Source organism: Bradyrhizobium sp. CCBAU 21365, from assembly GCF_015291305.1.
Classification (GTDB): domain Bacteria; phylum Pseudomonadota; class Alphaproteobacteria; order Rhizobiales; family Xanthobacteraceae; genus Bradyrhizobium; species Bradyrhizobium elkanii.
The window spans coordinates 6,429,172-6,451,113 of sequence record NZ_CP030036.1; the positions used below are offsets into that span (position 1 = coordinate 6,429,172).

Here is a 21,942-nt window from a genome sequence, read left to right on the forward strand (position 1 = left end):
ACAGTTGGCTAAGGTTCGTCCGGCCCGAGGGCCCCGATAGACCCTTCGGGCTCAACAAGGATGGTTATCTGAAGCCAAGCCTTGGTGCCGATTGTTATAGCGCCAAAACATCTGTTGCCAAGAAGACAAGGCGGGCGCAAAGCGCACCGCCTTCAAATGAAATAGCGTGTCAGACGGAGCGCAGCGAAGTGAACCCGCGGACGTCGAGACCGGTCAAGAGGGTACCCGGGACAGAGGCAGTGATAGCGACGCCGGCATCGCAGATGCCGGCGGGCCCTGGCCCGAGTACCCCCGGCGAGACGTTCACTATTGAAAGGGCGCCGCCTCTTGATGAAGAAGTGCGCATGAAACGGCGCTTACGCGCCGCCGAATCTCCAGACGGGAATGCCGAACTTACGGGCCTTGTCGGCAAGGTTGTCTTGTATTCCGGAGCCAGGAAAGTGCATGACGCCGATTGGCAGCAGTGCGAGGATTGCGTCGTTCCGTTTGAACGGAGCCGCCTTGGCATGCTTGGTCCAGTCGGGCTTGAATGCGATCTGCGGTACCTTGCGGGTGGTGGCCCATTTGGCGGCGATCAGTTCGGCACCTTTCGGAGATCCACCGTGCAACAAGACCATATCAGGGTACTTAGCATGGACCTTGTCGAGCCGATCCCAGATCAGGAGGTGATCGTTGAAATCGAAGCCTCCGGTAAACGCGATCTTAGCCCCCAACGGCACCATTACCTCGGTTTCTGCCCGATACTTGGCAGCCAGGAAGTCGCGGCTATCGATCATCGCCGACGTGAGCGCGCGATGATTGACCAGCGACCCAGCGCGGGGACGCCAGGGCGAGCCGGTGTGAAGCTCGAATTGATCGGTGGCCAGTTCACGGAAGAGCTCCATGGCATTGCGGCGTTCCATGAGTGTAACGCCCTCGGCCGTAAGCCGTTCGAGTTCAACCGATCCAACCTCCGATCCATTCTGTTCACACTGGCTCCTGCGTTGCGCCTGCTCATTGTCGTCGAGCTCTCGCTCGATACGGCCCGTGGCACGGTGGAACAGATTGACGGTCGACCAAAGCAGGTTCTCCAGGTCGGGTTCGAGCCGGGTGTCGCTCAAGGTCGCGACAAGGGCGTCGAACATGTCGGCAACGGCGCCCGCAATTCTTTTACCCTCGGGAAGCGGTCTGGGATCGAGTTCGTCCTCGAAGGGACGGTGACCATAGAGCTGAAGCTCGTTGAGCAAATGATCCGTTGGTGATGAGGCATGCTGCGGTTCGAACTCGGTTTCGTCACGGTCGGTTGTCATGGTGAGGCTCCTTCTGCCCGATCGGCCGCGCCTATCGCGGTCTTCGTGGCGATCAAAAGACGGCGGGCGGAGCGGACCAGAACCCAAAGGCGCAAGCCGGCGGGCCGAAGCGGAGCGGAGGATGGCGAAGGCCGGCTATTTTGCTTCGCGATGCAAAGGGCCGCAGGGCCGGCGGAAAATAGCCGTGCGCAGCCATTGCAGGGCCGGTCCACCTGCCGTCCGATCGCCCTCTAGAAGGCCGTGGCGCGGTCCCGCCCGGCAAAGGTGATCTCGCATCGGCAGATCACGACGATCCGCGATCGAGAGATCGCCGCAATCTCGAATCGATCGCGGCTCATTCATGGCCGCAACTGGACGATGTCCCGAGGAGCGAGCTGATCCTGTAACGCCGCTCGGAATAATTCAGCGTCCAACTTGCAGAGGTCAGCGTTAAAGTCCTCGCACTTTGGCGAAAGAATGAAGACCTCGATGCCGACAGCCTCTGCGCGGCTCGTCAAGGCTATCGCTGCCGACATTCCAGCCGCGTCCGCATCGCGCGCGATGTAGAGCCTGCGTAGCGACAGCGGGAGCAGTAGGGCGGCAAGGTGATTGGCGGAAAGGGCCGCTACCATCGGCATGCTCCGCAACACGCAACGAAGCGACAGCATGGTTTCGATGCCCTCGCCTGCCACGAGCACGTCGTCAACTGACCCGAAACGCACCGCGTTACCGAGGAGATCGCCCATTGCACGCCGTGGTGTTTCGACCGGCGCCTTGCCCTGTCCCGACGGATGAAGCCAGGTCCGGTGTACGCCGGTGAAATGCCCCTTGAGATCGGTCACTCGAGCGATCATTGCCGGCCAGAACAGGGGCGGAGAGTCCAGGTTGGGCCGATAGTAGCAATGCGCATGAAAGCGCAGCGCGCCGTCATCGCGGATGGGCTTAATGCCGCGTTGCCGCAGATAGATTTGGGCCACAGTCCGACCGATCGGCTGTGACATGGTAAAGAGCCGACGTGCGGACTCTACAGATCCGCTTTGCCGCAGCAGACGATCAGCACCGACCGGTCGGGGATCGGATCGAGGCATGTTCAGGAACCGCCGCGCCTCCTCGAGGACGTCACGGAAATCGACCAACCCGCAGCTGGTCTTGATAATGTCGAGAAGGTCGCCATGCTCCCCGGTCGCGGCATCGGTCCACTTGCCGGCGGGCCCCTTGGGCGATTGGCTCAACCGGACGAACAGCGAGCGGCCGGGTGCATTTCTACAGTCCCCGACGACCCAATACCGACCCCGCCGGCAGCCGTTGGAGAGATAGTGTCGACACACCGCCTCGGCCTCACGCGCGAGGCGACGTGCCATTTCGGACGCATCGCGCCGCATTAGGCCACCTCCTCTTTACCTGCCCGAGCAACCGGATTCTTAAATGAGGGTGAAAGCACTCTCGTTTGGACAGCCATTGTCATTTGAGGTCTCCATGACGGGCGACCGAAGGACCTCTCCCTCCGCCTCCAACCCATTATGGCGTCACGCGCCGCCCTCTTCCTCTCGAGTACGTCATCAAATGCCGATCATGCTTCCTGCTCGGCTCCGACAGCTATAGTCGGTGCGGCTAGGGATTGCTTCGGAACGAATCCGAGCAAGAAGTCGGCGGCTTTGCTCGCCTGCGATGCCGCACGCAGAATTGCGCGGTTATCCTCCCGCAGGATCTCAAGTAATCAGCAGCAGATCATAATGTGAAGGGAGATTATTAACGCGGCCGGCTTGTGGAGATCGGCTAAAAACGCCTGCAATCTGCTGCGGATTATTTCCGGCATGAAACCCTCAACTGTTGATCAAACACAGTGGAGGAAGCCTTCATGCCACATGGATGCGGTACCCTTGTCGCGGAGCTTAAGGATACGCTCACGCGACAACGATATAATCGAGTTGCAGTTCACAACTATTGCCGCAATGCCGGCTACTTTCTTGCGTACCTGGCGGCGCGTAAAGTTACTCTTGAAGCGGTCACGCCGACAGACGTTACGGATTATCTGCGCTTTGCGGTCCGACAATTTCGCAAACGTCATGGCCGCGCCCCAGCTCGATATTGGATAGGCATTCCCAGATCAGGCATCCACGCGCTGCTGAAGCTCGCGCTGAAGCGCTGGCCACCCGAACCTGCGGCTACCGCTGGCGAACTTCTCTGTCGAGAAGTGTGCGAACAGTATCAGACGTGGCTGCGGGAGGAACGCGGGCTCGCTACGGCTTCGGTCGACGCCTTGCTGTGGGAAGCTCGCAATTTTTGTGCCTGGCTCATCAAGCATTCGAACGCCAATTTTGCAGGCCTGACCGTCCGCGATCTCGATATCTACATGGACATGCGGGCTCGCGGGCTGACGCGGAAATCCTTGAAAGATGTCGCCGAACGGCTTCGGTCGCTGCTGAGGCATCTCCATAGGACGAGCCGCATCGCCGCCAATCTCTCCCAGCATGTCATTGCTCCGCTGCTCTATGCGTATGAAGGCATCCCATCAGCGTTAAGTTCGGATCAGATCTCGACCGTGCTGGAATTTGTCCGAAAAGACCGGTCTCCGATGGGCTTGCGCGACCATGCCATCCTCCAGCTTCTGGCGGTCTATGGCTTGCGTGCCGGTGAAGTAATCCGGCTGCGACTGGAAGATGTCGATTGGCGCGGCGATGTTCTGCACATCCGCCGCTCCAAAACGCGTGATCATTCTCTGCTGCCGTTGTTTGAGACCGTCGGGGAGGCGCTGATCGATTATCTCCGGCACGGCCGCCCTGAAACTGATGTGCGAGAAATCTTTGTCCGCACGCGCGCGCCCTACGTTCCCATGGTGCGCATTTATAGCGAAGTCAGCCGGCGGATCGAGGCGGCGGGCATCACCCCAAGCGGCAAACGCGGTCCGCATATCTTCCGCCATGCGCGTGCCGTCAGCCTGCTACGGGCGTCGGTCCCGCGAAAGCTGATCGGTGACGTATTGGGTCATCGTTCGACGGAATCGACAATCCCCTACCTGAAATTGGCGACGGAGGACCTGCGCGCAATTGCCCTGGATATCCCGGGACAGGAGGTGCGCTCATGAACGCTTGGCCCGACACCGACGGCAAGATCATTGCTCGCTATCTCGGTCGGCTCCGGCTGCGTTGTCCGATCAGCCCCATCTCCTATCGGCAGGCTCTGCGCAGCTTCCAGGATGTTGTCGTTCGGCAGCAACACCAATGCACACAGGTGAATCGGAAAGTCCTGGAAATCTGGTTGAGCGAGTGTGCTGCTATCTGGGCCCGGTCCACGCTGCTGCACCACGCCCGCATCGTCAATCGCTTCCTCGACTTCCTCGTGGAGGAAGCCTTCATCGTCAGCAATCCCATTGCTGATCTGCGCGCCGAGTATCATGCGAAGAGCGACAAGGCGATCGTGCGGGCGCTGCTCGCGCCCGATCCCGATCAGGCACTTGAAGCGCTACGGCAGTTCCCGCCGTTCGGCAGCGCTCTCGGCAACCTCATGCGCAATCACATCTCTCTGATGCGGGCCAGAGGCTACCGTTATCAAGCACAGGCCCGCTGGTTCTGGCGGTTCGATCGCTTCTTGCAGGCGCATCCGGAATTGGCGGGTAAGTCGGTATCGGTCATGCTGCAGCATTGGGCGGCCGCGCGATCAACCGCCAACCACGCTGCCGAGTGTGAGAGGGTCGCTCGCGCCTTAGCCAAGGCGCAGCATCATCTCGATCCCGGCGGCAAACCAAGGCGCCCGGATCCGCGTCCCGCACAGCAGGTCGCGCGGCAATGGCGTCGACCCTATATCTACAGCCCGGAAGAGGTTCGTCGCCTCCTCGATATCGCGCGAACCTACCCCTCTCCCCGTGCACCGTTACGGCCGATCAGTCTCTACACCATGCTGGTCCTGACCTATTGCGCGGGATTGCGGCTGGGCGAACTCGCACGCTTAAACCTTGCTGACATCGATCTTCAGGTCGGCACGATTACGATCCGGGAGACGAAGTTCTTCAAGTCGAGAATCCTGCCGCTAGCTGACAGCCCGCTATCGGCGCTGCGGGAATATCTGGAGGCGAGGCGCAAGGCAAAGGTGCCACAAAGCCCTGAATCTGGCCTGTTCTGGCACGATAAGGGAAATGCGCGCTACACATCTCACGCGATCGCCGGTTGCCTTGTCGACATCCTGCGGCGTGCCGGACTCAAGCCGGCGAAAGGCAAAACGGGCCCTCGCATCCACGACCTGCGTCACTCGTTTGTGGTGAACCGCATTCTCGAATGGTACCGCGCCGGCATCAATCCGCAGGACAGGCTTCCATTCCTAGCGACATACCTAGGGCACCGCGATATCCACTCGACACTGGTTTACATCACGGTCACCCAGGAACTCCTTCAGCAGGCAAACGAACGCTTCCGGACGTACGCGTCACATTGCCTGCATGCTTCAGAAGGAGTGCGGCCATGAAGCCGGTCGACCCGTTCCCGAGGCTGCTTCACGCCTTCTTTTACGAGTGGATGGTTCAGCAGCGAAATGCCTCTGCGCACACCGTTCGGTCCTACCGTGATACATGGCGCCTGTTCCTCAGGTTCGTGGCTCAACGGCGGCACCGGCCGATAGCCCAGCTCGCACTGAGCGATCTAACGGCCTCCGAGGTCAAGACCTTCCTGCAATACACCGAGCAGGAACGCGGAGATACGATTGGCACGCGCAACTGTCGCCTGTCCGCCTTACGCAGCTTCTTCAGCTTCGTTGCTGACCGCGAACCGACGGCTATCGAGCAGTGCACTCAGATTCTGCACGTGCCCATGAAGAAAGCGCCGATCCATGCGCCGTGCTATCTGGAGCCCGAGGAGGTGAAGGCCATTCTGGCGCAACCCGATCGCTCGACGATCGAGGGACAACGCGACCACGTGCTCTTCTCCTTCCTCTACAATACCGGCGCGCGCATCCAGGAGGCGCTCGATGTTTGCCCGCAGGCTATCCGGTTCGACTCGCCAAACTGCGTGCGTCTTTACGGCAAGGGACGAAAAGAACGACTGAGCCCTCTTTGGCCAGAGACCGTGTCGCTGCTAAGATCGCAGCTTATGCGACAGCCGAGGGCCGCCGACGAGCCGATCTTCGTCAATCGGTATGGCGCCCCACTCGGTGCATCGGGCGTCCGCTTTAAACTGGCGCAATACGTCGAAGCGGCAGCGAAGATCACGCCCAGTCTGACTTCGAAGCATGTAACACCTCATAGCTTCCGTCATGCGACGGCGGTGCATCTGGTGGCGGCAGGTGTTGATGTCACTGTGATCCGAAGCTGGCTCGGCCACGTCAGCCTCGACACCACAAACCACTACGCTCAGGCAAATTTGGAAACAAAGCGCTTGGCACTGGAACGCCTCGAAAGCCCCTCACGATCGACGAAGCGACCATCGTGGAAACAGGACCAGAGCGTTCTCGCCTGGCTCGATACCCTTTAGCGGCGAAGAAATAATGTGGAGGAGATCTCACACCATGCCCGCATAACACCGGAAAAGTGGTGCTCCTTCACATTATGATCTCCTGCTGATTACTGGAGTAATGGCGAGCTTGCCATTACTCAAGCCATGAGCCGATATAGTCGGCGTGGCGCACAGTCGGTACGATGCCGAGTGATGTGCAGCAGAATGCAGCACACAGCTCCGCAATCAATTCCTCCAATGCGTATCTCTTCGTACCATAGCAACCACCAAGATCGCGGTTGAGGCGCGAGGGATGACCGCTCGCGTGGCCAAGTTCGTGGAGCGCGGTGCGGTGCCAATTGATCGGCTCGAAGTAGGCCGCAGGCGGCGGCACTTGAACATAGTCATCAGACGGTGCGTAGAACGCACGGTTGCCACCGATACGGAAATCGATACCGGTCGCCTTGATCAAGGCCTCAACCGTTGGTTCAATCATGTCGGGTCGCTGCGGCCGCGCAGCGGTCGCAATTTCTGTGGGGAGAGCACCATCGCATTGGTCGACATTGAAGACGGTAAATCGCTTCAGAAATGGGACGGCTTGCGCCTCCTCCCCGGTCTTGTACGCGCGAATCCTTTCGTCACGCGGCACGAAATGATCAGCGTGAACGATGGTCGTGCCACGTTCACCCTTGCGGATGTGACTTCCGATCGTGAGCGCCTGACGGTAGGTGAGCCAGCGCTGACTTGAGAATCCACGCTCGCGGGCCGTACTCCAGAGTATCAGGACGTTCACGCCACTGTACGGACGATTCGTCGTGACGTTTTTCGGCATGACCGGGAGTGCTTTTTCTGCAGCGTTCTCCCATGGCTGAACCCAGGGTACATGGCCAGCCTCCAGCTCGGCGATGATCTTATTGGTAATTTCGTCATACAGGCTCAACCGGTCTTCCCTGGTGTGCGTCCGGGAATGGTGTTTGGACATTGCGCGTCTCCGCGACGGGCGCCGCGAGCCTCTCTCGCAACTTCCAACCCGTCACGGCCTCCCTTCGCCGCACTCTTACTCTCTGCCCGTCCCTCCACCCGCATATGCGCGGGCAACGATCTCCAACTGACCACGCCGATCGCGTCAGGGATGGACGCCCGAAGGGTGAAAATCCGGCGAAGCCGGAGTTTCAGCGCAGCCGACAGCCCGGCCCGCTAGGGCGACGTTCACCTAGCTAGTGGCAGTTGCTTCATCAACATCGCGCTCACGGGGCAGCTTGGGTGGCTGGCGTTTCGCAATTCCGACAAACGAGAGCGCTTCTGTAGTCCAGATGCGAGATGAGCGACGCACGTGTCGGAATACCAACTGACAATTCGCAAGTATCATATGACTCTCGTCGAGCGGCGTTTTCCGTGGTGGATGCCAGGCTTCTTGTCGCGGAACTACCGCTCAGGTTGCTCCGCCCTGCGCAGCGTTCGCAGTCGCTCGCGGGCCTGAACGGCATGTTTATGGAGCGCGTCGATCGCTGTGCCATCGGCGCCGCATGCTGCAGCGTCGACGCCCAGCACTTATTTGCACGCCAAGCCCGCCGATTTCTGCATGAGCTTCTGATGGTACTATACCTCACAGCTCCCTCGTGCTTCGAGTTGGTGCACGAGGGGGAGACGAGGGTATGAGCACATGTCAGCAAGGAGCCCAAGGGATCACGCCGTTGCAATAGCTTCAGTGCGTAGACCGTTGTCGCATTGACGCGTGAGCTGACATCCGTGGCATCGCGTGCCGCCCTTCCCGCCCGCTATCCACCGATCGGCACCTGGCCTGCGCTCATGCCTGCCGACATGGCCGCTGCTTATCTGGGTTTCGCGGACACGCGCGAACTCGCGCGTGCCGTCGGCCGCGGTGAGGCACCGCCACCAATTGCCCATCGCAGAACTGGACGGGCTCGACAACCAATCTGGTCGAGAGCCGCCATCGATCACTTCAGTGCCCAATACGGAGGAGCAGCACCAGATAAATCAAAAAATGAAGACCTGGTCTCTCTTGTATGAATACGCTCGATGCCACGTCGAGGCCTCCTCGCTATTTCCGGTCGAAGCGACTGAAGGGAGGTCGACCAGGCTACTTCTTCGAGCCGCCGACTTGGGCCCGCAAGCAGGGTTGCCCCGTACATGCTGAAGCGTTGGGACAAGACTTCGCGTCAGCGGTCGAGCGAACTGAAAGTATTCTGCTGCCAGCTTTTGACAGCTGGCGTTCCGGAGGATTGACCGACATGCTTCCAGTGCTCCCTGTGCCCGGCACTTTCGACTGGCTCGTCAGCGTCTTCCGGGCGCACCAGCGATGGAGGGACATCGATCACAAGACACAGCGCTTATACAGCCAAGGTCTGCAACTCTTCGCCAATCACGAACTAAAGGACGGCAGCCGCGTCGGCTCGAAACAAATCACTGATTTCACCAAAGCATTTGTTGACGCGGTCTACGCGAAGCTCCTCGTCGTGCAATACAAGGACAGAGAAGGTAACGCCGCCAAGCGCGAACGTCGACGGTTCGCAAATGCAGCTATGACTGCTTGCAGACGCGCCTGGTTTGTTGGTCAACGCGACCAAGAAACAATGGTACCACAGGTCAATCCCTTCTCGCGGATGGGCCTAAAATCCCGTGCGCCTGGGCAGCCCATGCGGGAGACACCCACGGCAAGCTGGGATGAACTAGCCGCGTTTAGGAAAGCTGCGAAACGGCTCGGATATCACTCTATTGGAACGGCCGCGCTATTGTCATGGGAGTGGTTGCAACGCGAGGAGCATGTTTTCGGCGCTTTCGAAATCGCGCACTATCGGCCAAAAGAGCGGTCAAACAGTGTAAGGATTGTGCATCCAAAGAATAACGAGGAAGCCTGGTGGCCTCTGTTCGATGACAAGGGCGGCCCCCTCTTCCCCGAGTTGGTGGCGGAACTCGATGCGATCAAAGGCTCTGTCGTTTCAGGATTGGTGTTCCGCCGTGATCATGCCCACCGCAAATCGTCTGCCTTGATCCCATGGATGACCGAGCGTAAGGACCTTCGCTATCTTCGGCATGTGGTCAAAAAAATAGTCATCGCGGCTGGTCTTCGGCACGAACTCTCATTTACCTCCTTTCGTCACGGCGGATTCACGGAAGGTGCCGATAGCGATCTCACAGACGCTGAACTACGCGCCGCCGGCCGCCATCGCTCGAGACAACAACTCCCAACCTATGCCAAACGCACGCGGAAGCAGCTGATCGCGGCCGCAAAGAAGCGCCGAGAGGAACGAACCAGAACGGCCCTCTCATCAGATTCTGCGCTCGCGTCGCATGATGCCCTCGTTTCAGGCAACTGACACGATTTCGCGTCACGAACGCTTGCGATCGGTCTACCGCCTAGCGCCCGGTCCATGTCGGCTTGCGCTTCTCACCGAACGCCTTGAGGCCTTCCTTGGCGTCCTCGGTCATCGCGAGCAGCGCGATCTGGCTTTCGGTGTAGGCGATGCTCTCGTCGAACGACATCGACGCGATCGCCCGCATCGCGTATTTGCCGCGGCGGATCGCCGTCGGCGACTTGTCGACGATGCGGCCGATCAGCCAATCGACCTTGGCGTCGAGCTCGGCCGCCGGCACCACATAGTTGAGCAGACCCGCGGCCTGGGCGGACCTGGCATCGAACGGCTCGCCGGTCAGCGCCCATTCGTTGACGAGGCGCGGTGGCGCGATCGATTGCAGCAGGCTCAGCACCTGCATCGGGAACACGCCGACCTTCACCTCAGGCAGGCCGAAGATCACGCCATCGGCAGCCACCGCCATGTCGGTCATGCACAACAGGCCCATGCCGCCGGCCATGCAGACGCCGCCGACCCGCGCGATCGCGGGCTTGGTCGCGCTCTGCGACAGCCGCAGCAGGTCGGCATAGTCGACATTGGGGCGCGAGAAATCCATCGAGAAGGCCGCGCCGCTGTTCTGCAGATCAGCGCCGGCGCAGAACGCCTTGTCGCCCGCGCCGGTCAGCACGATGACGCGGACGTCCTTGTCGTCATGCGCCTCGCGATAGCCCTTCGCGATGCCGGCGATCACCCCGGCATTGAGCGCGTTGCGCTTGTCCGGGCGGTTGATGGTGATCCAGAACGCCTGCCCGCGCTTTTCGAGAAGAACGCTGTTGTCGGTCATGTTTCCTGCCTGTTTTCTTGCCCGTGTGCCGTTGTCAGCCGACATTTGCGGCAGGATCGGCGCCGACTGCAAGCAGGATTTATGCGGCGGCCGATGCCTTCCGGATCCAGACCTTGTTGTCGTGGAACGCGGCGCCGCCGAGCGGCGCGACGGCCTCTGCCCCGGTCAGCATGTTGATGCCGCGCCCGCCGATATGGGACTTGTTCGGATGGATCGACTCGGCGATCAGCACGCCGCGGCGAACGCCGTCGAACAGTTTCGCGGTCAGCGTGGTCTCGCCGCGCGTGTTGCCGAGCGTCACCGCGTCGCCGTCGGCTATCGACAGGCTGGCTGCGTCATCGGGATGGATCATCACGGTCGGCGCGCCCTCGCGAGCCTGCGACGACGGCGTCTCGTTGAAACTGGTGTTGAGGAAGCTGCGCGAGGGTGACGTCGCGAGCCGGAACGGGTGCTGCGCGTCCGCCTCCTCGATGATGGTCCAGTGGTCGGGCAGCGAGGGCATCTTGTCCCACGCGCCCATCAGCCCGCCGGCCCCGACGGGGACCTTGCCCCAGTCGACCTTGAAGTGGAACTTCCTGTCGGGATGGGCAAAGCCGTCGAGATAGTGCGAAGTGCGGAAATCGGGCTGCAGGTCGCGCCAAATGTCGGCTTCCAGCCCCTCGATCGTGCCGTGCCCGCTCTTCTTCAAGGTCGCGTCGATCAGCTGGCGCGGCGTCATGTCGAAGCCGGGATGCACGGCGTTGAGCCGACGACCGAGCCCCTGCATCACCTCGTGGTTGGAACGGCACTCGCCGGGCGGATCGATCAGCTTCGGGCCGACCGAGATGTGCTGATGACCGCCGCCGTAATAGAGGTCGTCGTGCTCCATGAACATCGTCGCCGGCAGCACGATATCGGCCATCTGGGCCGTCTCGGTCATGAACTGCTCGTGCACTGCGACGAACAGATCCTCGCGGGCAAAGCCCTGGCGCACCAGCGCCTGCTCGGGCGCCACCGTCATTGGGTTGGTGTTCTGGATCAGCATCGCCTTGACCGGTCCGCCGCCCCGGAGCGCCTCGGCATCGCCGGTCAGGATGCGGCCGATCTTGGACTGATCGAGCACCCGCGTCGAGGGATCGATCGCGTCATGGCCTTCGATGATCGACTCGTCGAAACGCCAGATTGCGGCGTTGTTGAAGAACGCGCCGCCGCCCTCATACTGCCAGGCACCGGTGACCGCGGGGATGCACGAGGCCGCGTGCATCTGGGCGGCGCCGTTGCGGCTGCGGGTAAAGCCGTAACCAAGACGGAAGAACGAGCGCTTGGTCTGTCCGACCAGCCGCGCGAACGCCTCGATCTCCTCGACCGGTACGCCCGAGATCGCTGAAGCCCATTCCGGCGTGCGGGTCTTCAGATGCGTTTCCAGCTCGTCGGGGCAATCGGTATAGCGCGCAAGATAGTCGCGATCGGCAAATCCCTCGCGGAACAGCACATGCATCACGGCGCAGGCGAACGCGCCATCGGTCCCCGGCCGCAGCAGGATCTTGATGTCGGCCTGCTTCATGGTCTCGTTATTGTAGACGTCGACCGCCGCAATCTTCGCGCCGCGCTCCTTGCGCGCGCGGGATGCATGCGTCATCACGTTGACCTGGGTGTTCACCGGATTGGTGCCCCAGATCACGATGAGGTCGGAGACGCCCATCTCGCGGGGATCGACGCCGGCGATCTTGCCGGTCCCGGCGGCAAAGCCGATGCGCGCGATGGTCGCGCAGATCGTGCCGTAGAAGCGCGAATACTTCTTCACATGCGACAGCCGGTTGAGGCCGTCGCGCATCACCAGCCCCATGGTGCCGGCGTAATAGTAAGGCCAGACCGACTCGGCGCCGAATTCCCGCTCGGCCGCGTCGAATCGCGCCGCGATCTCGTCCAGTGCCTCGTCCCAGGAAATCCGCGCGAACTGGCCGGAGCCCTTCGGCCCGGTCCGGCGCAGCGGATATATCAGCCGCTCGGCGTGATGAATCCGCTCGGCATAGCGCGCCACCTTGGCGCAGACCACGCCGGCCGTATAAGTCTGCTGCTTGGAGCCGCGTACCCTGCCGATCGAGCGGCCCTCGATCACCTCGACGTCGAGCGCACATGCCGAAGGGCAGTCGTGCGGACAGGTGGAATGGCGGATATCGACCTTGGCATGCTGGTTCATGGCCAAATTGGTAACATCAAACGTCGCCTCCGCCGAGGGGCATTATTGACCCAGCTCGCGCGAAATCCGGGCACGTGCCATGCGGCAGGCGCCCGGACGGGCAGTTATTGGTCTGAGCCGTCGCATCAGACTCGGAAGATGCGGGTATAATGCGATTTGATCGATTCACCTTCCCGCTCCACCGCCACCGGATCGTCCTTCATCGTCTTGATGTCCTTTAGCGGCCTGCGTCCAGCCTTCTCCTTGGCCTGCGCGTGGACGGATCTGAGGCCGCCGATCTCGACATTGAGCTGCTGGCCCTCACGCCCGAGCGCGAAGGACTGGAACAGCCTCGCGGCATTCGGATGCGGACAGTCCTTGAAGATCCCGTTGGGGCCGACAATGATCGGCGACCCCTCGGTGGCGTAGACCGGCTCGACCGGGCGGCCGGCCTCCTTCATCTGGAAGATGTTGTATTCGTTGCCGTCGGCCATGACAGCACGCTCGCCGAGATCGAGCTTCTTGGGTGGATCCGTCGAGGACTGCACCTGCATGACGTTCTGCTTGGCGAGCTTCTCGAAGAAGCTCCAGCCGAGATCGCGCTGCATCTGATAGGTTGCGGTCATGATGGTGCCGCTATAGCCGGGATGCGCCTTGACGATCTTGCCCTTCCATTTTGGATCGAGCAGATCGGCAAAGCTCTGGGGCGCCTCCTCGGCCTTCACGAGATTGGTGTTGTAGGCAATGATCGACAGCCAGACCCGGAAGCTTGCGAATTGCCCGTCCGCGTCGCGATGCTCCTCGGGGTAGTATTTCGCGACCTCCTCCGGAACATAGGGCGCGAGAATGCCGTCGCGCTTCCACACGATGAAATGCGCGGCGTCGGAGGAATTGACGACGTCGACGGCATGAATGTTGCTGGAATATTCCTGGCCGACCCGCTGGAACACACGCTCCGCCCCGGTGCGTTCGACGCGCACGGTGATATCGGGATATTTCGCTTCAAATGCCCTTGCCAGCTTCTCGGCAACCGGCAGATCGGTCGACGTGTAGTAGACGACCTGCCCCTCGTTCTTCGCCGCTTCGATCAACGTCGGCGTCACCGGTTCCGCAGGTGGCGCGGCGGCCATCACGCGCGTTGAAAAGGCGGCCCCAGCCAGCACCGCGCCCGAGCCCTTCAGCATGTCGCGGCGCGATAGCCCAGGATGTTTCCTCATATGATTCCCCGCACGCGATGGCGAAGTTTGAGTACACCGTCCTCCCGCTCTTATTCCGATGCGCGAAAACGGAGTCTGTCGTCGACAGAGGCTTCAGGTTGCAGCTAGACTTCTGATCAAGAAACAAGACTAAAGTTGGGGGATTCAGTCAATGGCGAGCCTGCGATACGCCTTGGTGTTTGTCGCGGCGTTGCTGACCGTGTCCATGTCAGGCTCATATGCTGACGCCGAAGACTATCCTGCACGGCCGGTCAGGATCATCGTTCCCTTCGGTCCCGGCGGTCCGGCCGACGTCGTCGCGCGACAGATCGGCGGCATCTTGCAGGAAAGCCTCGGCCAGCCCTTCGTGGTGGAGAACCGCACCGGCGCCGGCGGCGTGATCGGCACGCTCGAGGTCGCCAAGGCACCGGCCGACGGCTACACCCTTCTGATGATGTCGAACACCCAGACCGCGAACGAATCGCTGGTACCGCAGCGCAAATATGAGCTGATGCGCGACCTGACGCCGATCGCATCCCTGAACACTTCGGATCTCGTGATCGTGGTTCACCCCGTAGTGCAGGCAAAGACTTTGCAGGAATTCATCGCCCTCGCAAAGGTCCAGCCCGGAAAGCTGAACTATGCCTCGTCAGGTCAGGGCACGCCGTATCACATGGCGGGCGAGCTGTTCAAAGCCATGGCCGGGATCGACGTCGTGCACGTGCCCTACCGCAATAGCGGCGAAGCCCGCGGCGGCGTCATCGGCGGCCAGGTCCAGATGATGATCGATGCCGTTCCCGCGATGGCGCCGAATGTCGCCGAAAACCAGGTGCGAGCGCTCGCAACGACCGGCAAGACTCGTTCGACGGTGCTGCCCAACGTTCCGACGGTGACCGAGGCGGGCGTGTCCGGCTATGAGGCAACGATCTGGCTCGGCCTGATGGCCCCGGCGGGCACGCCGAAGCCGATCGTCGACAAGCTCAACGCGGCTGTGAACGCGGCGATCAGGCGGCCGGAGGTCGAGAAGCTCTGGGCCGCGCAGGGCGCGGCGCCGATGACCATGACGCCGGAGGCATTCGACGCATTCCTACGCGCCGATATCGTGAAGTGGGCAGACGTCGTCAAGAGATTGGACAAGCTCCAATAGGCACGCGGCGGCGAGTCCACGGGCGAAGGGAACATGGCGCATGAAGACGTTGAACATCCTGAGTGGCGGGGCGGCGCAAGGCCTGGTGCGCAGCCTTGAGCCCGCGTTTGAAGCCGAAACCGGCCTCGGCATTGCCGGCGATTTTGGCGCGGTCGGCGCCATGGCCGACAGATTGCGCGCCGGCGTACCGACCGACATCGTCATCCTGACCGCCGCTCTGATCGCGAAGCTTGCCGACGAAGGGCTGGTTTTGCGCAGCTCGATCACGGACATCGGCCGGGTTGAAACCGCCCTCGCCGTTCGGGCCGGCGATCCGTTGGTCAGCGCCGACGACGCGGCCAGCCTGCGCGCGGCATTGCTCGCCGCTGACGCGATCTTCGTGCCGGATACCAAGGCATCGACCGCCGGAATTCATGTCGCCAAGCTGCTCGCACAAATAGATATCGCTGATGTCATCGCCGACCGATTGAGAGTTTTTCCAAACGGCGCGACCGCCATGCGATATCTGGCCGAGTCCAATGACCGGCGGCCGATCGGCTGCACGCAATCGACCGAGATCATCAGCACCAAAGGCGTCATTCTGTCCGGCCCCTTGCCGCCAGGATGCGGGCTCGCCACCATGTACACCGCTGCCATCCCCGCACATGTATCGTCGGCATCGCCGGCCCAACGCCTGATCGCGTTGCTGACGTCGTCGGAAACATCTGAACGCCGCAGCCAGGCTGGCTTTATTTCTGGCTTGACGTCCTAGATGAGCCAGACCACCTAAAGTGTGATGAAAATGTTCAACCGTTATCGCAAGGTCTTCCTGCCGCCACGATAGCAACGTGCATCGGGCTTGCTTTGTCCGCTGGAACCGAACCTTTTTATCATAGGTGAATTACCCACGGGGGCTTCGCGAAATGTGAGGCACACTATGACAAATCTGTCGGCTGGCGACGTGTTTCTCACCGTCGCTATCATGAGTGTCGCTTTCCTGACCGAAGTCGCTCTCTTCTCCCTGGTCGGGCTGTTCTGAAATAAACGCGCGCACTGGCACGGCGCAGCCGATGCGACGGCGTGTCCTTCTGTCGGCTCGACAACAAGACCCAACGTTCAAGTCTTTGGGGGAGTTCCGGCGATCACTCACAGGAACTCGCTCAGACGGGGGAACCAATTTTGAATTTGCCCGGTTATTTGATGGGGTCGATGCGAAGGACCATCGCCATGAGGATCGATCATCTCGTTGCAATTGCGATAGCCATTTGTACCGCTGGTGCCGGATTGGCGGCGGCGCATTCCGTCGCCTTACCACTCGAAAAGCAGTCCGCGCCGACCGCTGCTGAATTGGCAACCCGAATAGCCGCGTCCGTGGATGCGTTCGTGCCTCGGTCCGGCGGGTAAACAGCCTCCACTCAAGTGCGTCTAACGCCGTCCGCCACCCGTATTCGTCCGGGATGGAAGTGTGCTGGCACCACAGCACACTCGCAGTGTTCATCGAGCTCATATTTGCATTCGCCCGGCCATCTCAACTAGTAGCCGAGCTTTTGCATAGAGCCGAGTTCTTTTGCGGTACCAGCCAAGCGGGCTATAGATGAGCCGCATCCGAAAACCTGACTGTTCAAGGGTTACGGAACTCAGGCTCTAGCACTCCGAGCCCTGTTTCGTCCGAGGAGGCTCGTATGCCCGTAAGCAGCCACGTAGATGATTTGCGTTCAGCCGTGCACTACGCACTGGAAACGACCCATGCCATAGCAGTATGTCCCTTCCATCTGGATATCGTGGTCCGTGTCGGCGATGATGCGGCTGAAAACCACGCCTTTGCTCGCGCCAGAAAGCTGATCAAGTGCGATGGCACGACTTGGGAGGGAGAAGCTCTCCGGCAGGAATTCCGACGCCAACTCGGCAAAGCCGCTGATCGGTACTGTCCTCACTGCGCTCTCTCGGGTGATCCATAGCTTTAGGCCATATCATTGCTCGTCCGAGCACCGACTAGACTGACCGTCTTACCTGATCGCGGTAACGCTAGGCGTCGGTGGCTGAGAGACCGAGAGCGCTCCCGCCTGCACAAGCGAAGGAGCGCGGTCCATGGCCGATCAGCGAGTCATTAATTGCATATACACTTCTCAACAGCGAGACAAGCGATCGTTGATGAGGCCGTAAAGGCCTCTGCCAAATCTATCCGGTTGCTCAAAAGAAAACCCGGCCCGGACACGTTCATCGATCGCAAGACGCAGGAGCCCTTCCCGGAAAAGGAAAGCAGATATGGCGAAGGGACGCAGTGCCAAGGGCCAACATCATGACACGCGCGTCGAGCGAGCGCATGCCAGGTTGCGCCGGTTGAGTGTCAAATTGAAGCTGGCGAAGCCGCCTGAGAAGAATCGTAAGACCGTATGTCCGCCTCTGCCGATGAGGTGGCTCGCCCTACACTGCGCGTCCGAGGGTTGCTCGGGCGGACCGAGCCGATCCTCCGAGCGGAGCGACATTGTTGATCTTGCAGGTCTCGACCCGGTCGCGTTGCTGCACGATATCCGCGCCGCAAGCGTACGAACCGCCTGGAAGGACGGAGCTATGCGACCGACGGATCGGCCAATCGTCAAAGCGAAAAGAGGCCGGCGCCGTCCCGCCCCGCTCATCAGGGCAACGCCGGATTTGCAAAAATGGTTTGATGTGGAGCCCTGGCGGACTGGCAGCGAACTGCTCTCCCGGTTGCAGGTGGAATATCCTGGAGCCTATCCGAACAAGCTTCTTCGAACGCTTCAACGTCGGCTTAAATCCCGACGCAGCGAGCAAGCGAACGCGTTACTGTTCGTTCCTACGGAGAAAACGTCGCCGGGTATGAGGTCACAACACCCCAATGATGTGCCAGGTGCCAGCGGAGGAGGCCGGGCGCTCCGAAACCCCGGCCATCTCCGCACCCGGCCTCCTCCTAAACCCAAGCCGGGAGCAAAATAAATGAGGCAACCGACCGCACTCGGGAGCATCGATATGTGAGGCAATACGGAGTCTCACCCTGATCGCCGCCGCGCACCCTACCAGGCCCACATGTCGCTGGGGCCGCTTCTTACAAAAACACCAGCGCTCTAGCCCGCACTGGTGCCGTAGTTGCGGAGACGTGTAGCGTGCTCGCCCCGTGCTGCAAGTTTCCGAAATCTGGCCTGCGCAAGGCAATGCGCCATTCGTTCTACGCGGGAGCTTAAATCGGCCATGCATACCTATTCTCCGGTAATGCCCATTAGCCGAAAGCCGCTCGAAATCCCGCCCGAGGTCGCTAGGCAATTTGCCGCGAAAATGCAGGCGTTCCACGTTGAGTAGAGTCCGCTCCAGCGTGACGAGATGGCGGCCAACACGCGGCACCTGCTCCTAGAGCACATGCCGTCCCAAGGCAGAGGCGACGCCATTTCAAGAAAACTCGGTCTCTTGTGAGCGATTGGTCGATGAGGCGAAGAGCCTCCGAGAGGAAGTCAAAGCCATGCCTCCGGGGTCAGATCGTGAGACGCTACTGCGCAAGGCCCGGAGGAGACGGCGGCGCACATGACCGAGTAGATAACGTCGCCCGGACTACGGCAGCCAAGTTGAGGCAATTACCTGAAACACTCCGGCCGGTAGGAACGTTCCCGCCGCCATCTTCGGTTTATGTAATCCGCCAGAGCGGAGCACGGTCCCGGCCGTGACCCTCAGACAGCACGAACGGGACCGCGTTTACTTCGCCGGGGTGCACCTCATTGCCCCCAGCCTCATGCCCGCCCGAAATTCTCCGGGATTGCAGCAGTACGTGTGACAGCTAGGATTGACCGCCTGGGCCGAGGGCTGATCGTGTCGAAGGAACGGCAGGCGAAGGAAGCCGCGCAGATATTCCGGCTCTTGAGAGCCTTTCGCTCGATCCGGGACCGGGCAGTACGACGGCATGTGATCGAAGCCGTCGAGGCGATGGCGGATCGCCGCGAGGCTCCCGACGACAAGGCCGACACGGTGAACATCGCGGACAACCAAGATCGAGCCACCATCCGGCCAGAACGCGGCCATGAAGGCGAACAATGATCGCGATGTCAGCAGCGGCGAGGCAGCGCGATCTCGGCCTGGTTGACCCCTATCCCCAAGGTCGAGATCGCGCCTTCGTACGCCCGAATCAGTCGTCGTACCACTCACTGGAATTCCCCGCGTGTTCTTTGCGTCGTTCGAGGCTGAAACGGCGGTGGCGGCATGAGTACGTTTCTTGTTTTCGGACATGCCTTCAGCGTCCATTGAGCCGAAGATCGTGCATCTTCTGCACGATCGCGAGGCCTTTAAGAAGGGATTCGTGGCTGGGTTTGAGGAGGCAGCTGCTGCCGGATTCGATGCCGTAGATAAACTGCCAGTCGAGCTCGATGACATGCTGATCAGAATAACCCTCCAAGTGCTGGAAGATAAGTTCAATCGATCAAACGACACATCGGAGCGGCGTAAAATCGTCGCCGAAATACTAAATCTGGCGGAGTTGGCAAAATGATCGCCCGCGACATCGAATTGCGCGCCCTCTTGCTGCCCGAATCGGAACCGCTCATGGCGCGGCCGGAAACTCACATTTCGGCATGTCCTAACGGCCCGGCCTACCCCAGAGCTACCCCAAGGCCGGGCCGCTTTTTTCGAATTTTCAGCAGGAATATTGCAGCGCATTGGGGCGCACGACTTCGCCCGTAGGTCTCCACCGATCACATCCCATCTCAGAGCTAATGTTGCCGTGGAGCGCAACCGGCCAACAGTGGTGTCGGGGTGGACCATTTCCGCTATTCAACGACTTAGGGAATACGCCAGCGCGGAGCGCGGTCCCTGATGCTTCTTCCGCCAGCCCCGGATACAAGGGACCGCGTACTTCACGCCGGTTTGCGGGAACGGCTTGCCATGATCCAAACAATTTTGGCAATCTACGCCTTCACCACATTGCTCACGCTCTCTCTCTGGTCTTGTGGGATGAGTTGGATATTCCGAGCGACGATCGAGCATTGTTGCCGCGTCCGGCATGACCTTTGTCACTACCGGTGTCTCTCACACATAGCTGTCTATCAGGCGCGACCACGAGCCGCGGCTCGGACCTTGCTCGCGGGCGGCCTCGGTCACTTCCCAGACTACCAGATCGGGGTCGCTTTAAGACGTTTGCATTGGCATCATATTTAGTGGATAGCCATGTCGCGCTTGAGGTCGACCAAAGCGGCGACTCCACCAGGATAGCTCACCATTATCTTTAGTGCAGCGACTTCAAAATTTACCGCCGCCCCGCCCACGTCTTGAGGACGGCAGCCCAGCGTGGTTCCTCAATCGGAAGTTCAATATGTTAACGGGGCTGCCCTCCGAAACTGGAGGGCATCCGATTTCATGGCGGCCTTGTTGTGCGCGGCCTTGGCTAAGGAGCGGGTATTCCCCGGTAATAGTCGTCGACCGAGCGAGCCACCGCAGGATCCGACCAATTCCAGCTGCGCTCGTCGCTGTATTTCGGCGCGCTGCTCAGCCGGTCTTCAGTAATGCCCGTTGCGTAGCCGCCGAGGCCAGTGTCGAACTTCAGTGAGTGCCAAGGCAGCGGATAGTGGTCGTCGCCGATCCCGAGAAAGCCGCCGAATCCCAAAACAGCGTACGCGACTTTCCCGCTCACTTTGTCGATCATGACCCGTTCGATCGAACCGATACGCGATCGGTCGGAGCCGTACACCGCAGTCCCTTCGACTTTGTCACTTCCTATAAGACTTCCCGTTTCTCGTTCTTCGTATGCCATGTCATCGCTCCATATTTGATTCCAGTTCAACTGCCCCTGCTATCGGCTGTTCCTAGCGATGAGCAGATGCTGACTGGAAATTTAGGCAATCGAAAATGGATGACGTTCGCGGTTACCATGCCGTCACAGAAGGAACCTCCGCGACCGAAATTGGTTTTGCTCTCATGAGTGAGCTCCTGCCAGTCCTCGTAGAAAAGTCGATCCAAATCGCCTGGGACTTCCTCGAGCGCTCCGGCGAGATCATAGATCCTGGCGACGCGAGCCGCTTCCTTCTCAGAAACATCGATGACATGGCGCGGGCTGGTGAGCGTCGGCCGCTGATGCTCGCGAACAACGCCATTGACGCTTACCGGCGCTACAAGCGTCTGCTCGCAGCATGATCAACCCCAATTGTCCGATCTGCGGCGGCCTCGGCTGGGTTTGCGAAAACCATCCGCAGTTGGCGTGGACGACAGACCGGCATGGATGCCAGTGTGGCGCGGGTATGAGATGCGCGTGCAACGGCTCCGACGACATTAATCAGGGTGTGGAGGAGCCCAATGTGAGCGGGGTGCTCGAGGAGATCCCGCCCACCAAAAACTAGCGCCGCGCGGTCTTCTTGCGACGATTGTAAGGTGAGCGGTTGACCGGCCGCAGCGAGATGCCCTCTCGCTGCGCTTTGCTAGCGATCGAGCCTTTCGGTCTCTCCATCTTGAGACTGATGACACCTGTCGGGGTGTTCGCCCTTGCCAGCGCTCGAAGCCGCTTGACTTCCTTGTCGGTCCAGGGCTGACGCGAACGGCGCTTGTACTTGGGGTTGGCTTTTCTTGGCCCCTTTTTGCCGATGGGTGAACCCGGTCGTTTCCATGCTGCCTTTGCCATGTCGTCACC

At 60.6% G+C, this 21,942-nt stretch carries 18 protein-coding genes and 2 pseudogenes; 10 read left to right on the top strand and 10 right to left on the bottom strand.

The window, feature by feature from the left end; translation table 11 throughout:
- Window positions 1-356: 356 nt before the first annotated feature.
- From XI02_RS30295 to XI02_RS45515, 3 genes and pseudogenes are all read right to left on the bottom strand, one after another.
- Entirely contained in the window at window positions 357-1,289 is a 933-nt protein-coding gene (locus tag XI02_RS30295) for a DUF2493 domain-containing protein (RefSeq protein WP_172647560.1), read from the bottom strand.
- A gap of 338 nt (window positions 1,290-1,627) precedes the next feature.
- Window positions 1,628-2,650, bottom strand: coding sequence for a toprim domain-containing protein (locus XI02_RS30300; RefSeq protein ID WP_172647559.1), 1,023 nt, complete (start codon window positions 2,648-2,650; stop codon window positions 1,628-1,630).
- A gap of 188 nt (window positions 2,651-2,838) precedes the next feature.
- A pseudogene (locus XI02_RS45515) lies at window positions 2,839-2,982 on the bottom strand (antirestriction protein ArdC); the annotation flags it as partial.
- 144 nt (window positions 2,983-3,126) lie between these two features.
- On the opposite strand from XI02_RS45515, the gene XI02_RS30305 reads away from it, so the two are divergent.
- From XI02_RS30305 to XI02_RS30315, 3 genes are read left to right on the top strand one after another with little or no spacing between them, the layout of a single operon-like run.
- Entirely contained in the window at window positions 3,127-4,353 is a 1,227-nt protein-coding gene (locus tag XI02_RS30305; RefSeq protein WP_038388357.1) for a site-specific integrase, read from the top strand.
- The gene (locus XI02_RS30310; protein WP_172647558.1) at window positions 4,350-5,726 is read left to right on the top strand and encodes a tyrosine-type recombinase/integrase; all 1,377 of its coding nucleotides are present in this window, start codon (window positions 4,350-4,352) and stop codon (window positions 5,724-5,726) included. Before XI02_RS30305 ends, XI02_RS30310 begins: the two co-directional genes overlap by 4 nt.
- Window positions 5,723-6,727: a tyrosine-type recombinase/integrase gene (locus XI02_RS30315; protein WP_172647557.1), complete on the top strand. Its 1,005-nt coding sequence runs from the start codon at window positions 5,723-5,725 to the stop codon at window positions 6,725-6,727. The genes XI02_RS30310 and XI02_RS30315 overlap by 4 nt, the downstream gene beginning before the upstream one ends.
- Window positions 6,728-6,842: 115 nt before the next feature.
- Here XI02_RS30315 and XI02_RS30320 read toward each other — a convergent pair whose 3' ends face one another.
- Window positions 6,843-7,670 carry an ArdC family protein gene (locus XI02_RS30320; protein WP_172647556.1) on the bottom strand — a complete coding sequence of 276 codons (828 nt, stop codon included), beginning with the start codon at window positions 7,668-7,670 and terminating at the stop codon, window positions 6,843-6,845.
- Window positions 7,671-8,715: 1,045 nt separating this feature from the next.
- On the opposite strand from XI02_RS30320, the gene XI02_RS30325 reads away from it, so the two are divergent.
- A complete protein-coding gene (locus XI02_RS30325) occupies window positions 8,716-10,026 on the top strand; it encodes a hypothetical protein (protein ID WP_172647555.1) in 1,311 nt (436 codons plus the stop codon).
- A 40-nt stretch (window positions 10,027-10,066) separates the two neighbouring features.
- On the opposite strand, the gene XI02_RS30330 is transcribed toward XI02_RS30325, so the two are convergent.
- From XI02_RS30330 to XI02_RS30340, 3 genes are all read right to left on the bottom strand, one after another.
- Window positions 10,067-10,846, bottom strand: a complete 780-nt coding sequence (locus XI02_RS30330; protein WP_172647554.1) for an enoyl-CoA hydratase/isomerase family protein — start codon at window positions 10,844-10,846, stop codon at window positions 10,067-10,069.
- A gap of 79 nt (window positions 10,847-10,925) precedes the next feature.
- A complete protein-coding gene (locus XI02_RS30335; protein ID WP_172647553.1) occupies window positions 10,926-13,025 on the bottom strand; it encodes a molybdopterin oxidoreductase family protein in 2,100 nt (699 codons plus the stop codon).
- A 125-nt stretch (window positions 13,026-13,150) separates the two neighbouring features.
- Complete coding sequence (locus XI02_RS30340) at window positions 13,151-14,221, bottom strand: ABC transporter substrate-binding protein (RefSeq protein WP_244981081.1); 1,071 nt, start codon at window positions 14,219-14,221, stop codon at window positions 13,151-13,153.
- A gap of 205 nt (window positions 14,222-14,426) precedes the next feature.
- Between XI02_RS30340 and XI02_RS30345 the strand changes: the two genes are divergently transcribed.
- Together XI02_RS30345 and XI02_RS30350 are read left to right on the top strand one after the other, a co-directional pair.
- Window positions 14,427-15,347: a tripartite tricarboxylate transporter substrate binding protein gene (locus tag XI02_RS30345; protein ID WP_370143893.1), complete on the top strand. Its 921-nt coding sequence runs from the start codon at window positions 14,427-14,429 to the stop codon at window positions 15,345-15,347.
- 40 nt (window positions 15,348-15,387) lie between these two features.
- A complete protein-coding gene (locus XI02_RS30350; RefSeq protein WP_038386993.1) occupies window positions 15,388-16,098 on the top strand; it encodes a substrate-binding domain-containing protein in 711 nt (236 codons plus the stop codon).
- Window positions 16,099-17,041: 943 nt separating this feature from the next.
- On the opposite strand, the gene XI02_RS30355 is transcribed toward XI02_RS30350, so the two are convergent.
- Complete coding sequence (locus XI02_RS30355) at window positions 17,042-17,260, bottom strand: hypothetical protein (RefSeq protein ID WP_038386995.1); 219 nt, start codon at window positions 17,258-17,260, stop codon at window positions 17,042-17,044.
- 568 nt (window positions 17,261-17,828) lie between these two features.
- Between XI02_RS30355 and XI02_RS30360 the strand changes: the two are divergent.
- The 3 genes and pseudogenes from XI02_RS30360 to XI02_RS30370 form a co-directional block, all read left to right on the top strand.
- A pseudogene (locus XI02_RS30360) lies at window positions 17,829-18,187 on the top strand (ISNCY family transposase); the annotation flags it as partial.
- A 955-nt stretch (window positions 18,188-19,142) separates the two neighbouring features.
- Entirely contained in the window at window positions 19,143-19,367 is a 225-nt protein-coding gene (locus XI02_RS30365) for a hypothetical protein (protein ID WP_016840991.1), read from the top strand.
- Window positions 19,368-19,542: 175 nt separating this feature from the next.
- Entirely contained in the window at window positions 19,543-19,815 is a 273-nt protein-coding gene (locus tag XI02_RS30370; RefSeq protein WP_244981080.1) for a hypothetical protein, read from the top strand.
- Window positions 19,816-20,706: 891 nt separating this feature from the next.
- Here XI02_RS30370 and XI02_RS30375 read toward each other — a convergent pair.
- Window positions 20,707-21,072 carry a PRC-barrel domain-containing protein gene (locus XI02_RS30375; RefSeq protein ID WP_038373630.1) on the bottom strand — a complete coding sequence of 122 codons (366 nt, stop codon included), beginning with the start codon at window positions 21,070-21,072 and terminating at the stop codon, window positions 20,707-20,709.
- Window positions 21,073-21,167: 95 nt separating this feature from the next.
- Here XI02_RS30375 and XI02_RS30380 point away from each other — a divergent pair, with 95 nt between their 5' ends.
- Window positions 21,168-21,452: a hypothetical protein gene (locus tag XI02_RS30380; protein WP_016840994.1), complete on the top strand. Its 285-nt coding sequence runs from the start codon at window positions 21,168-21,170 to the stop codon at window positions 21,450-21,452.
- Window positions 21,453-21,651: 199 nt separating this feature from the next.
- Here the strand turns inward: XI02_RS30380 and XI02_RS30385 are convergent, their stop codons facing one another.
- On the bottom strand, window positions 21,652-21,933 hold the full coding sequence (locus XI02_RS30385) for a hypothetical protein (RefSeq protein ID WP_026193070.1): 282 nt from the start codon (window positions 21,931-21,933) through the stop codon (window positions 21,652-21,654).
- Window positions 21,934-21,942 lie beyond the last annotated feature (9 nt).